The organism is Pseudonocardia benzenivorans CB1190 (assembly GCF_000196675.2).
GTDB lineage: Bacteria > Actinomycetota > Actinomycetes > Mycobacteriales > Pseudonocardiaceae > Pseudonocardia > Pseudonocardia benzenivorans.
Map to the genome: position 1 here is coordinate 2560867 of NC_015312.1, position 12630 is coordinate 2573496.

A 12630-nucleotide genomic window follows, 5' to 3' on the forward strand; every position below is an offset into this window, starting at 1 on the left:
TCAGTCCTCCAGTCCAGCGGCACGCCGGCGGTCGGCGAGGAAGGCCACCAGCGCGGGCCCGCGCGGGCGTCGCCCCGGGCGGATGTCGCAGGTCGCGGCCTTGGTCTCCATGATGTGGACGTTCGGGTCGAGCGCGACGCCCAGCAGATCGTTGGCGGCGTCGCCCGTCGACAGGCCGTTGGGGCCCCAGTGCCACGGCACCCCGATCTGGTGCACGACGCGGTCGCCGTGGCGCAGCGGCGTCGCGCGGTCGGTGACCAGCACGCGGCCCTCGATCGCCGACCGTGCGGTGACGACGTGCGCCCAGCCGCCGTGCTCGAGCCCCCGCTCCGCCGCGAGCGCGGGCGAGACCTCGAGGAACATCTCGGGCTGCAGCTCCGTCAGGTACGGGGTCCAGCGGCTCATCCCGCCCGCGGTGTGGTGCTCGGTGACGCGGAACGTCGTGAACACGAACGGGAAGACCTCCGCGCCGGGGGTGCCGGGTTCGGGGTGCAGCCGGTTGTCGGGGCGGTCGAAGCGCTGCCGCGCGGGATTGGCCTGCTGCCCGTAGAGGGCGTTGCGCACCGGCGACTCGGCGGGCTCGTAGTGCGTGGGGATCGGCGCGTCGGCGAGGCCGGCGGGGGCGTGCAGCCACGCGCGGCCGTCGGCCTGCATGACGAACGGCTCGGCGCCGCCGATCGCCTCCGCGGCGCGGGCATCCTCGGGCGGCTCGTAGTCCGGCGCGGTGTCGACGGGGAAGTCCGGCACGTCCCCACCGGTCCAGCGGCCGGCGTCGGCGTCCCAGTGGATGAGCGCCTTCCGTTCGCTCCAGGGCTTGCCCGACGGGTCGGCGGACGCGCGGTTGTAGAGGACGCGCCGGTTCATCGGCCACGCCCAACCCCACTCGGCGGCGACGAGGTCCTGCTCGCCCCCCGGACGCCGGCGTGCCGAGCCGTTGACACCGTCGGCGTAGACCCCGCAGTAGATCCAGCAGCCGCAGCGGGTCGAGCCGTCGTTGCGCAGCGCGGTGTAGCCCGGCAGGAGCTCGCCGTCGGCGCCGCTGCCGTTGATCTCGCGCAGCACGGCGTCGGCGCTGGGCTCGCCGTGCGCATCGACGGGGTAGTCCCAGGTCAGGTCCTGCAGCGGCCGGTCCCGCGGGTCGGTGGAGCCGGCCAGGCGCTGCTTGATCCGCCGGCCCAGCTCGTAGTAGAACCACAGGTCGCTGCGGCAGTCACCGGGCGGCTCGACGGCCTTGTGGTGCCACTGCAGGAGACGCTGGGTGTTGGTGAAGGTGCCGTCCTTCTCGGTGTGGGCGGCCGCCGGCAGGAAGAACACCTCGGTCCCGATGTCCTCGGTGCGCATCTCGCCCGTCTCGATCTCGGGGCCGTCCTTCCAGAACGTGGCCGTCTCGATCATGTTCAGGTCGCGCACGACGAGCCACTCGAGGTTCGCGAGCCCGGCGCGTTGCTGGCGCGCGTTCGCGGTGCCGACGGCCGGGTTCTCGCCGATCACGAAGTAGCCGGGCACCTTCCCGTCGACCTGGTCCATGACGGTCCGGAACGACGAGTGGTCGCCGGTGAGCCGGGGGAGGTGGTCGAAGCACCAGTCGTTGTCCGCGGTCGCGTTGTCCCCGAACCAGGCCCGCAGCAGGCTGACGGTGTAGGCGTCCATGTCGCCCCAGAAGCCCTTGCGTCCGGAGTTGGACTCGATGAAGGAGGCGAGGTCCTCGTCGCGGTGCGCGTGCGGCATCGGGATGTAGCCGGGGAGCAGGTCGAACAGCGTCGGGATGTCGGTGGAGCCCTGGATGCTCGCGTGCCCGCGCAGCGCGAGGATGCCGCCGCCGGGCCGGCCGATGTTGCCCAGCAGCGACTGCAGCACCGACGCCGCCCGGATGTACTGCACGCCGACGGTGTGGTGGGTCCACCCCACGGCGTAGCAGAAGGCGCTGGTGCGGTCGGGGCCGGAGTTGCGGACGAGCGCGTCGGCGACGCGCCGGAACGTCTCCTCGGGGATGCCGCAGATCTCGTGGACCATCGCCGGGGTGTAGCGGGCGTAGTGGCGGCGCAGGACCTGCAGCACGCACCGCGGGTCGCGCATCGTGTCGTCGCGCTCCGGCCAGGTCTCGACGGGTGAGCCGCCCGACCCGGCGACCTGGCCGCGTTCGTGCTCGTGCGCCTCCTCCGCGCTGCCCTCGGCGTCGTCCTGCTCCAGGTCGCGCTGCCCCGACGCGGGTGGTGCCGTGCCGCCCTCGTACTGCCACGACGTCGTGTCGTACGTGCCGCTCCCGGGGTCGAAGCCGGAGAACAGCCCGTCGAGGTCCTCGGTGTCGGCGAAGTCCTCGCGCAGCAGCATCGGCGCGTTCGTGTAGGCGCGCACGTACTCGGTGAACCAGGCCTCGTTCTCCAGGACGTGGTGGATGAGCCCGCCGAGGAAGGCGATGTCGGTGCCCGCCCGGATCGGCACGTGCAGGTCCGCGACCGCGGAGGTCCGGGTGAAGCGCGGGTCGACGTGGATCACCGTGGCGCCCTTGCGTTTCGCCTCCATCACCCACTGGAAGCCGACGGGGTGCGCCTCGGCCATGTTCGAGCCCATGACGACGATGCAGTCGGAGTTCGCGAGGTCCTGCTGGTAGTTCGTCGCGCCGCCGCGACCGAAGGAGATCCCCAGACCGGGGACCGTGGAGGAGTGTCAAATGCGGGCCTGGTTCTCGATCTGGATGGCGCCCATCGCCGTGTAGAGCTTCTTCATGAGGTAGTTCTCCTCGTTGTCGAGGGTCGCTCCTCCGAGGCTCGCGATGCCCATCGTGCGGCGCAGGTACCTGCCCTGGTCGTCGGTGTCCTGCCAGGTGCGGCGGCGGGTGTCGAGCACCCGGTCGACGATCATGTCGACGGCCGTGTCGAGGTCCAGGTCCTCCCACTCGGTGCCGTACGGGCGGCGGTGGCGCACCGTCGTCACCCGTGACGGCGAGGTCACCAGCGACAACGTCGACGACCCCTTGGGGCACAGCCGTCCGCGGCTGATCGGCGAGTCCGGGTCGCCCTCGACGTGGGTCACCTTCCCGTCGCGCGACCACACCTTCTGCCCGCACCCGACCGCGCAGAACGGGCACACCGAGGCGGTGACGGTGTCGGCGTCGGCGGTGCGGGGGCGTGCCGCGTCGGTCCGGCCGGACCGTGCCGCGGCGCCGCGGCCCAGCCCGTCGGTCCCGGTGAGCTGTCGGACCAGTGGCCAGCCGGCGAGCACATCACGCAACCCCATGCCGGGAGGTCCCCCGTCGGGCCCGGGCCGAAACCAGCGGCTCACCCGTTCGCGGGGTACTGCTGCGCGCCGAGGAGCCCCGCGAGGTGGACCGTGCTGCGGGCCGGCGTCGCAGTGGCCGTCGCGACCGGCTCCGGTGTCTTGTCCAGGTCCTTGTAGTCGACCCCGGACATGGCCTCGCCGTTCCAGTACACCGAGCCCTGCGCGGGGATGCCGAACCCGATGTCGTTGAGCGACTGCCGCAGGTCCGCCACGACCGCGGCTACCTTGCCGAACATGACCGGCCGGCCGTCGTCGTCGGTCTCGGAGAACTCCGCGTCGAGGCGCTCCAGCATCCGCTGGGCGACGCTGCTCATGTGGCCCAGCCACGTCGGGGTCGCGACGACCAGGATGTCGGCGGCCCGGATCCGGTCGCGGATCTCCGGCCACTCGTCGCCCGCGCCCATGTCGGCCTCCACCCCGGGCTTCACGTCGTGGTCGACGAGCCGGACGACGTGCGGGGTGACGCTCGCGTGCGCGGAGAACTCGGCCAGGACCTCGTCGAGCAGCTTCTGACTGCTGGACTCGCCCGGTGAGGGGGTCAGCGTGCAGTTCAGGGCGGCGAGGGAGAGGTCCGGCATGGAGCCCCGCTACCCGCGGACGACGACACGAAACCGTCGCGGGTTCGCGAGATCGGGATCCGGGTACGGGCCCCGGCATGACGACCGGTCCCGGGGCGCACTGCCCCAAACGGATGCGGTTCGGGCCGTGCGGCGGGGTCCGGGCGGACCTGTCCTGCGAGGTCCGGCCCGTGCGCTGCCCGTTCGGCACCCTCGAACGGCCGGTCGGCTGGGACGGGCCGGAGGCACCGGACCGGCCGCCGCCCGCCCTGCTCGCGGCGCCGCCCGTCGTGCTCACCGACCTGACGGTGCCGCCGTTCGACCGGCACGGTCTCGCCCGGGTCGTCGGCACGCTGGCCGCGACCTGCGACGGGCTGCTCGTCGGCGAGCACCACAACCGGCCCGACTTCCCGCCGACGCAGATGACCGGGCTCGTCCGCGACGCGGGCGGGGCGCCCGTGGTGACGCTGACGTGCCGGGACCGCAACCGCGTCGTCCTCGACCAGGAGCTCGCCGGGCTGGCCGAGGCGGGCCCGGCCGCCGTGTTCTGCGCGACGGGGGACGCCCGCGGTGCCGGGGTGCGTCCCGAGGTGACGCAGGTCTTCGACATCGACGGCACCACCCTCGCCGCGCACGCCGCCGCGGCCGGGCTCGCGGTCGGGGTGCCGGAGTCGCCCGAGGCGCCGCCGCCGCACCTGCGTCCCGGCAGGCTCGCCCAGAAGCAGCGGGCCGGTGCGCAGTTCGCCGTGCTCAACCACGTGTCCGGGCCGGACCGGCTGGCCCGCTTCGCCGGCCGGGCCAGGGCGGCGGGTGCGACGTTGCCGCTGGTCGCGGGCGTTGCCGTGTACACCGACGAGCGTTCGGCGACGGTGCTCGACGCGTTCCCGGGCCTGCACCTCGATCCCGACCGCGTCACCGCGGTGCTGTCCGCCCCGGATCCCGTCGAGGCGGGGATCGCCGAGGCCGTCGACCAGGCGCGGACGGCGCTGCGGGTCGACGGGGTCGTCGGGGTGAACCTGTCGGGACCGGCCTCGGCCCGCGGCCCGGTCGAGGGCGCCGCGGTGAAGGCCGCGGTCGGACGGGCGTTGCGGGAGGCCGCATGAGCACATCGATGGACGCCGAGTTCGACGTCATGCCGCGCTGGGTCGCCGAGGCCGTCGCGGAGCTCGGACCGGGGCACGCCGGGCCGGCGGCCTGCCGGGGCAGCGTCGGACCCGCCGGGCTGAGGTGGCTGGCCGACCGGACGCGGGTCGGGCTCGGCGGACTGCTGGTCGACGTCGGTGGGGGCATGGGCGGGCCCGCGGCGTGGGCCAGGGAGCAGCGCGGTGCGGCACCGCTCGTCGTCGAACCGCAGCCGGGGGCCTGCTGGGCGGCCCGCAGGATGTTCGGGCTGCCGACGGTCGTCGGGAGCGGGGACGCGGTCCCGGTCGGGGACGGGCGGGCCGCGTCGGTGTGGTGCCTCGGGGTGCTGTGCACGACGACGGACAAGCTCGGGCTGCTGTGCGAGCTGCGCCGGATCGCCACGCCTGGTGGGCGGCTGGGGCTGTTCGTCCTCGTCGACCGCGGCCTGTGCGACCAGCCGCCCGCCGGCAACTCCTTCCCGTCGGAGTTCGAGCTGGCGGCGGCGCTGGCGACGGCCCGGCTGGAGGTCGTCGACAGCGTCGACGTCGCGGACCTGCCGGCCGCGCCGCCGGACTGGGAGCGACGCACCGCCGAGACCGACGAGGCCGTCCGTGCCCGGCACGGCCGCGAACCCGCGTGGCGGCGCATGCAGGAACAGCAGGCCCGGCTGGCGCGACTGCTCGACACGGGCCAGGTGGCCGGGCGGCTGCTGGCCGTGCACCGGCCGGGGGAGGTCAGTCGGCGCGGCGCCTGACCACCATCGGGAACACGAGCCACAGGGCGCTGAAGACGGCGAGGGCGCACGCCGCCGCGATCACCCCTGCGACCGTGCCCAGCACGACGTCGAAGATCAGGTCGACGACCGCGACCACCGCGAGACCCAGCGTCGCCAGCCCGACGACGGCGAAGCGCTGCCCGGAGGCGACGAGCCAGCGCCGCGCGTGCCGGCGGAACAGCAGCCGGTGCAGCAGGACCGGAGCGATCAGCAGGCCCGTCGCGATGATCGACAGACTGATCGCGACCAAATAGACGACGCGCTGCTGGGTGACCAGCTCGGGGAACCGGCTCTGGAACGGGACGGTGAGCAGCAGGCCCGTCAGCAGCTGGACGCCGGTCTGGGCGACGCGCAGCTCCTGCAGCAGGTCGTTCCAGTTGCGGTCGAGCCGCTCGGTCTCGGTCTCGTCGCGGACGGCGCGGTTCCAGGCCGCGTCGGCGGGCTCGTCGGGCGCCGGGTCGGACTGTCGCGAAGGAGGACGGGGCGGGTCCACCGCGTCACGATGCGCCCGCCGTGTGGGCTGCGCAGGGTGGGGTAGGCCGTTCGGCGGAGGTGGTCGAGTTGGCCGTTGAACGGGTCGTTCCGACGAGCCCCGAGCGTGTGTTCGCCGTCCTCGCCGACGGCTGGTCCTATCCGCTGTGGGTCGTCGGCGCGACGCACATGCGCGACGTCGACGACGGCTGGCCGGCCGTCGGGAGCCGGCTGCACCACAGCGTCGGTGCCTGGCCGCTGATGGCCCACGACGTCACCGAGGTCGTCGCCGTCCGGCCCGACGAGCTGATCGAGCTCCGCGCGCACCTGTGGCCGACGGGCGCCGCGCGGATCCGGCTCACGCTGCACCCGCAGGGGGCGGGCACCCGGGTCGTCATGACCGAGCACGTGGAACGCGGTCCGGCGACGCTGCTCCCGCACCCCGTGCAGGAGCTGCTGCTCGGACCGCGCAACCGCGAGTCGCTCGCCCGGCTCGCCGCGATCGCGACCCGCCGGTCCGTCCCGGACGCCCGCACGTGACCACCGTCGACGCGGTCGTCGTGGGAGCGGGGCACAACGGGCTCGTCGCCGCGAACCTGCTCGCCGACGCCGGCTGGGACGTGCTGGTGTGCGAGGCGGCCGACGCTCCCGGCGGGGCGGTGCGCAGCGCCGAGATCACCGCTCCCGGGTTCGTGTCGGACGTGTTCAGCGCGTTCTACCCGCTCGGAGCGGCCTCGCCCGTGCTGCGCGAGCTCGATCTGGGCCGGCACGGGCTGCGCTGGTGCCACGCCCCCGCCGTGCTCGCCCACGTCACCCCCGACGACCGTTGCGCCGTGCTGTCGCGCGACGTCGACACCACGGCCGGGGGGCTCGACGCGTGGGCGTCCGGCGACGGCGACGCCTGGCGCGCACTCGTCGCGCAGTGGCGCCACATCCGCGACCCGTTGCTGGAGACGGTGCTGCGCCCGTTCCCGCCGGTCCGCGCCGGCGCGCGGCTGCTGCGGGAGCTGGGCACGGCCGACGCGCTGCGGTTCGCGCGCATGCTCGTGCAGCCGGTCACCCGCTTCGCCCGCGAGACCTTCACCGGCGACGGTGCCGCGCTGCTGCTGGGCGGCAACGCGCTGCACACCGACCTCGGTCCGGACGAGGCGGGCAGCGCCGTGTTCGGCTGGCTGCTCTCGATGCTCGGGCAGGACGTGGGGTTCCCGGTGCCGGAGGGTGGCGCCGGCCGGCTGACCGACGCGCTGGTCTCCCGTGCGACGGCCCGCGGCGTCACGGTCGACTGCGGCCGTCCGGTGCGCAGGGTGCTGGTCGCGGGCGGGCGCGCGGTCGGGGTGCGCGACGCCGACGGGGTCGCCGTCCGGGCCCGGCGAGCGGTGCTGGCCGACGTCGCCGCACCGATCCTCTACCGCGACCTGGTGGGGGAGGAGCACCTGCCCTCGCGGTTCGTCGCCGACCTGGACCGGTTCCAGTGGGACGCCGCGACGGTCAAGATCGACTGGGCGCTGGACGGCCCGGTGCCCTGGACGGCCGAGGGGGCCCGTGGTGCCGGGACCGTGCACCTGGGCGTCGGGGTCGACGGACTGCGCGGCTACGCGGCCGATCTCGCCGCCGGCCGGGTGCCGCGGGAGCCGTTCGTGCTGTTCGGACAGATGACGACGGCCGACCCGACGCGCTCGCCCGCCGGCACGGAGTCGGCGTGGGCCTACACGCACGTGCCGCGCGACCTGGGCTGGACGGCCGACGACGTCCGTGCGCACACCGACCTCGTCGAGGCAGCCGTCGAGCGCAACGCACCGGGTTTCCGTGACCTCGTCCGCGCCCGCAGCATCGCCGGGCCCGCCGACATGCAGCGCCGCAACCCGAGCCTCGTCGACGGGGCGGTCAACGCCGGCACCGCCGCCATCCACCAGCAGCTGGTGTTCCGGCCGGTCCCCGGCACGGCCAGGGCCGACACCCCGGTCGACCGGCTCTTCCTCGCGGGCGCGTCCGCGCACCCCGGCGGTGCGGTGCACGGCGGGCCGGGTGCCAACGCCGCCCGGGCGGCGCTCGCCGCGTCCGGCCCGGCCGGGCCGCTCTACCGGACACTCGTGCACGCCGTGCACCGGCGGATCCATCCGCCGGGCCCGGCCTGAGCGCGCGCCCCTGCGGCGCGGGACCCCCGGATCGGGTGTCCCTGCGCCGCAGGCGCTGCGGTGATCGCGGTGCCGGGGTAGCGTCGGGTCCCGGTCGCAACCGGCCGCGGAGGTGCAACCGGTCGCCTCTCCGCTGCTGTGCGACGCGGAGGTGCGCAGTGCCCGGTTGTTCGGTTCTCCCGCTCGTCATGGCTGCGCGGGCGGCGCCGGAGGCACCCGACACCCCGTTCGCGGCCGAGGAGGCGCAGCTGCGGAGGCTGTCGACGCTGCCGCGCGACGATCCCGAGCACGACGCGCTGCGCACCGAGCTGATCCTCGCGTTCCTGCCCGTCGCCGAGCGGCTCGTCGGCCGGTACGCCACCTCGCGGCCCTGGTCGCGCGACGACATCGCGCAGGCGGCGTCGGAGGCGGTCGTGCGGGCCGTCGACCACTGGGATCCGGACCGGGCGCGTGGTGACGTCCTCGGCTACCTCGTGCCGTGCGTGCGCGGGGCGATCCTGCGCTGGTTCCGCGACCAGTCGTGGAGCCTGCGGGTGCCGCGGCGGGTCAAGGACCTGTCGGTGGCGATCCGGCAGGCCGTCGGGCCGCTGAGCCAGGAGCTCGGTCGGGCGCCGCGACCCTCGGAGCTCGCCCGCAGGCTCGACGTCGACGTCGACGAGATCGTCGAGGCCCTCTACGCCGAGGACAACCACCAGGCCGCGACGCTCGACGCCCCCGCGGGCGACGACGACTCGTCGCCGGGCGAGCGGATCGGTGACGTCGACCCGCGGCTGGGGCGCGTCGAGGACGTCGAGACGCTGCGTCCCCTGCTGGCCGGGTTGTCCGAGCGCGAGCGGCGCATCGTGGTCCTGCGCTTCTTCTGCGGCCGCACGCAGTCGCAGATCGGCGAGGAGATCGGGGTGTCGCAGATGCACGTGTCGCGGCTGCTCGCCGGCACGCTCGCGAAGCTCCGCGCCGGGATGCTCGACGAGCGGGCCTGAACGGCCGGGGGCTCAGTCCGGGATGCGGGTCATCGCGAGGATGGACCGGTACTCGTCGAACCGGGCCAGTGCCTGCGTGATCTGCTCGGCCGGGGCCCCGTCCCTGGCGACCGCGACCTCGTAGCGCTGCCGCCGCTCGCGGGCCGGTCCGGCATCGGTGCGGCACCACGCCAGGTAGTGCTCGACGACGCGGCGGTGCCGGCGCCGAATCTGCTCGTCGGTCTCCCGGGAGGGGAGCCAGACGATGAACGGAACGAGCGTCGCGGCGGTGTCCACGGTGTCCCCAGGGGTCGCCCGGTCGCCCACGGCGCCGGGATGGCCGCGCACGTACCCGGGGCCCACGGCGGGCAAACCCGTGTCGCCCGGCGACGGTTGGCACCCCGCCACCGGGGTAGCCGACGGGAGCGACGGCGGGTCGGTCCCGCCGTGACACCGAATGCGGACACCGATGCGGATGACGAGGTGACAGGTGACGGACACCGTCGGCGACGTACTGCTCGCGCGACTGCGCGACTGGGGAGTGGAACAGGTCTTCGCCTACCCGGGCGACGGCATCAACGGGCTCGTGACGGCCTTCGGCCGGGCCGACGACGATCCGTCGTTCGTCCAGGTCCGGCACGAGGAGATGGCGGCCTTCGCGGCCGTCGGACAGGCCAAGTTCTCCGGGGGCGTCGGGGTGTGCGCGGCGACGTCGGGACCCGGTGCGATCCACCTGCTCAACGGCCTCTACGACGCCAAGCTCGATCACGTCCCCGTCGTCGCGATCGTCGGGCAGACCGAGCGCACCGCCATGGGCAGCTCGTTCCAGCAGGAGGTCGACCTCCACACGCTGTTCGCGGACGTCGCGAGCGCCTACCTCGTCGAGGTGAACGTCCCCGAGCAGCTGCCCAACGCGGTCGACCGGGCGTTCCGCACCGCGCTGACCCGCCGCGCCCCGACCGCGATCATCGTGCCCGCCGACGTGCAGGAAGCCGCCTACAGCCCGCCCGCGCACGAGTTCAAGCACGTGCCCTCCGGCGGCACGACGGTCCTGCGCGCGCCCACCGTCGTCCCGCCCGACGACGAGCTCGACCGCGCCGCCGAGGTGCTGAACACCGGCTCGAAGGTCGCGATCCTCGTCGGCCAGGGCGCCCGCGGCGCGGTCGCCGAGGTCACCTCCGTCGCGGAGGTCCTGGGTGCCGGGGTGGCGAAGGCGTTGCTGGGCAAGGACGTCCTGCCCGACGACCTGCCCTGGGTCACCGGTTCCATCGGCCTGCTGGGCACCCGGCCGAGCTACGAGCTGATGCGCGACTGTGACACCCTGCTGATGGTCGGCACGAGCTTCCCGTACTCCCAGTTCCTGCCGGCGTTCAAGGACGGGAAACCGCAGGCCAGGGCCGTGCAGATCGACCTCGACGGTGGCGTCGTCGGGATGCGGTACCCGACCGAGGTGACGCTGGTCGGCGACGCCGCGACGACGCTGCGCGCGCTGCTGCCGCGGCTGTCGGGGCCGACGGACCGGGCGTGGCGCGAGACCGTCGAGTCGAACGTCGCGCGCTGGTGGGAGACGCTCGACGCCCAGGCGATGGTCGACGCGAAGCCGGTCAACCCGATGCGCATCGTGCGGGAGCTCTCGCAGCGGCTGCCGGCGGACGCGATCGTCGCGGCCGACTCGGGCTCGGTCGCCAACTGGTACGCGCGGCTGCTGAAGGTCCACGGCGACGTCCGCTGCTCGCTCTCGGGCACGCTCGCGACCATGGGCGCCGCGGTGCCCTACGCGATCGGCGCGAAGTTCGCCCACCCCGACCGGCCGGCGATCGCGCTGGTCGGCGACGGCGCGATGCAGATGAACAACCTCGCCGAGCTGCTGACGATCGCCCGCTACGCCCACCGCTGGAGCGACCCGCGCCTCGTCGTCTGCGTGCTGCACAACAACGACCTCACCCAGGTCAGCTGGGAGCTGCGGGCCATGGGCGGGGCGCCGCGGTTCGACGAGTCGCAGGCGCTGCCCGACATCTCCTACGCCGACTTCGCCACCGCCGCGGGCCTGCGCGCCGTGACGGTCGACGACCCCGACCGGCTCGGTGCCGCGTGGGACGCCGCGCTGGCCGCGGACCGGCCGACGGTGATCGACGTGCACTGCGATCCGGACGTGCCGCCGATCCCGCCGCACGCCACGCCCGAGCAGGCGATCTCGGTGCTGCAGGCCGTCCTCAAGGGCGACCCGGACGCGCGTCACCTCGTCGCCCAGGGGGTGCGGACGAAGCTGCGGGAGTTCCTGCCGCACAACGGCTGAGCCGACAAGCATAGGCCCGCGCCGGGCGGGTACGCCGCGCTCGGTCACGGGGGTTCAGCAGCGTGCTCCCGTGGCCCCCTCCCGGCGCGACGCGCGGCCCCTCGCGGATCGCGCGAGGGCATGGAGGCGGCGGCCGCGGGTAGGAACCCGGCCCGAGGGAAGGAGCGCGCCGTGAGCGAGGAGCCGGGGGAGCGGGCCGCGAGGGAGCTGCTGGCGGAGTTCGGAACCCGGCTGGACCCGGCGTACGTCTGCGACGAGGTGCGCCGGGCCACCCGTGAGCTGGAGGGGCAGACCCGCCCGGGCGGCGCGACCGAGCTGATCCACCGGTTGGCCCGCACCCGCCTCCTGAGCCGGCTCGACCCGGTGCCCGGGGCCGACGACGCCGCGCCCGACCCCGGTGACGCCGCCGCAGCGTGCCGGGCCCGGATGGTGGAACGGCTGCGCGACGCCGGGATCCGGGACGAGCGCGTGCTCGCCGCGATGGGCGCGGTGCCGCGCGAGCGGTTCGTCCGCCCCGAGCTGGCGGCCGAGGCCTACGACGACACCCCGCTCGACATCGGCCACGACCAGACGATCTCGGCGCCGTGGGCCGTCGCCTTCGGCATCGCCTCGCTCGGCCTGCCGCAGCACGCCCGGGTCCTGGAGGTCGGGACCGGCTCGGGCTACGGCGCCGCGGTGCTCGCCCGGTGCGCCGCCGAGGTCGTGACCGTCGAGCGCGACCCCGAGCTCGCCGCCGCCGCGCGGGACCTGTTGGCGCGGCTGGCCCCGGACGTCGAGGTCAGGACCGGCGACGGTGTGCACGCCGGCGTCGACCGCGCGCCCTACGACGGGATCCTCGTGACCGCGATGGCGTCCGGGCGGCTGCCCCGCCCACTGGTGCGCCAGCTCGCCCCCGGCGGCACGCTCGTGTGCCCGGTCGGGACGAACCGGGTGGGCACGCTGGTGCGATGGCGGGACGGCGCCGTCGAGGAGCTCGCCCCGGTGACCTTCGTGCCGTTGGTCACCGGGGACTGAGCGTCGTCAGGCGGGCGTCGTC

11 protein-coding genes are annotated in these 12630 nt (G+C 74.7%); 7 read left to right on the plus strand and 4 right to left on the minus strand.

All coding sequences use genetic code 11. The annotated features are described in order from the left end of the window. Together fdh and PSED_RS12225 are read right to left on the minus strand one after the other, a co-directional pair. The gene (gene fdh / locus PSED_RS12220; RefSeq protein ID WP_013674546.1) at positions 1-3237 is read right to left on the minus strand and encodes a formate dehydrogenase; all 3237 of its coding nucleotides are present in this window, start codon (positions 3235-3237) and stop codon (positions 1-3) included. Between the two features lie 41 nt (positions 3238-3278). Beyond that, the gene (locus tag PSED_RS12225) at positions 3279-3857 is read right to left on the minus strand and encodes a flavodoxin family protein (RefSeq protein WP_013674547.1); all 579 of its coding nucleotides are present in this window, start codon (positions 3855-3857) and stop codon (positions 3279-3281) included. A gap of 77 nt (positions 3858-3934) precedes the next feature. Here PSED_RS12225 and PSED_RS12230 point away from each other — a divergent pair, with 77 nt between their 5' ends. Continuing rightward, positions 3935-4939, plus strand: a complete 1005-nt coding sequence (locus tag PSED_RS12230; RefSeq protein ID WP_013674548.1) for a methylenetetrahydrofolate reductase — start codon at positions 3935-3937, stop codon at positions 4937-4939. Then, complete coding sequence (locus tag PSED_RS12235; RefSeq protein WP_013674549.1) at positions 4936-5712, plus strand: methyltransferase domain-containing protein; 777 nt, start codon at positions 4936-4938, stop codon at positions 5710-5712. The genes PSED_RS12230 and PSED_RS12235 overlap by 4 nt, the downstream gene beginning before the upstream one ends. Here the strand turns inward: PSED_RS12235 and PSED_RS12240 are convergent. Next, the gene (locus PSED_RS12240) at positions 5693-6226 is read right to left on the minus strand and encodes a DUF6328 family protein (protein WP_013674550.1); all 534 of its coding nucleotides are present in this window, start codon (positions 6224-6226) and stop codon (positions 5693-5695) included. The genes PSED_RS12235 and PSED_RS12240 overlap by 20 nt on opposite strands. Before the next feature lie 68 nt (positions 6227-6294). Between PSED_RS12240 and PSED_RS12245 the strand changes: the two genes are divergently transcribed. From PSED_RS12245 to PSED_RS12255, 3 genes are all read left to right on the plus strand, one after another. Beyond that, positions 6295-6744, plus strand: coding sequence for an SRPBCC family protein (locus PSED_RS12245; RefSeq protein WP_013674551.1), 450 nt, complete (start codon positions 6295-6297; stop codon positions 6742-6744). Continuing rightward, complete coding sequence (locus PSED_RS12250) at positions 6741-8339, plus strand: phytoene desaturase family protein (protein ID WP_013674552.1); 1599 nt, start codon at positions 6741-6743, stop codon at positions 8337-8339. Before PSED_RS12245 ends, PSED_RS12250 begins: the two co-directional genes overlap by 4 nt. 188 nt (positions 8340-8527) lie before the next feature. After that, the gene (locus PSED_RS12255) at positions 8528-9319 is read left to right on the plus strand and encodes a sigma-70 family RNA polymerase sigma factor (protein WP_143770458.1); all 792 of its coding nucleotides are present in this window, start codon (positions 8528-8530) and stop codon (positions 9317-9319) included. A 12-nt stretch (positions 9320-9331) separates the two neighbouring features. Here the strand turns inward: PSED_RS12255 and PSED_RS12260 are convergent, their stop codons facing one another. Then, a complete protein-coding gene (locus tag PSED_RS12260; RefSeq protein WP_013674554.1) occupies positions 9332-9661 on the minus strand; it encodes a hypothetical protein in 330 nt (109 codons plus the stop codon). 127 nt (positions 9662-9788) lie between these two features. On the opposite strand from PSED_RS12260, the gene PSED_RS12265 reads away from it, so the two are divergent. Continuing rightward, positions 9789-11594, plus strand: a complete 1806-nt coding sequence (locus PSED_RS12265) for a thiamine pyrophosphate-requiring protein (protein ID WP_013674555.1) — start codon at positions 9789-9791, stop codon at positions 11592-11594. A 171-nt stretch (positions 11595-11765) separates the two neighbouring features. Further along, on the plus strand, positions 11766-12608 hold the full coding sequence (locus PSED_RS12270; RefSeq protein WP_013674556.1) for a protein-L-isoaspartate(D-aspartate) O-methyltransferase: 843 nt from the start codon (positions 11766-11768) through the stop codon (positions 12606-12608). Positions 12609-12630 lie beyond the last annotated feature (22 nt).

What these genes read in the sequence shown, in the direction of transcription:
- PSED_RS12225 (WP_013674547.1), bottom strand. Translation starts at nt 3,857, where the DNA reads ATGCCGGACCTCTCCCTCGCCGCCCTGAACTGCACGCTGACCCCCTCA.
- PSED_RS12255 (WP_143770458.1), top strand. Translation starts at nt 8,528, where the DNA reads ATGGCTGCGCGGGCGGCGCCGGAGGCACCCGACACCCCGTTCGCGGCC.
- PSED_RS12230 (WP_013674548.1), top strand. Translation starts at nt 3,935, where the DNA reads ATGACGACCGGTCCCGGGGCGCACTGCCCCAAACGGATGCGGTTCGGG.
- PSED_RS12235 (WP_013674549.1), top strand. Translation starts at nt 4,936, where the DNA reads ATGAGCACATCGATGGACGCCGAGTTCGACGTCATGCCGCGCTGGGTC.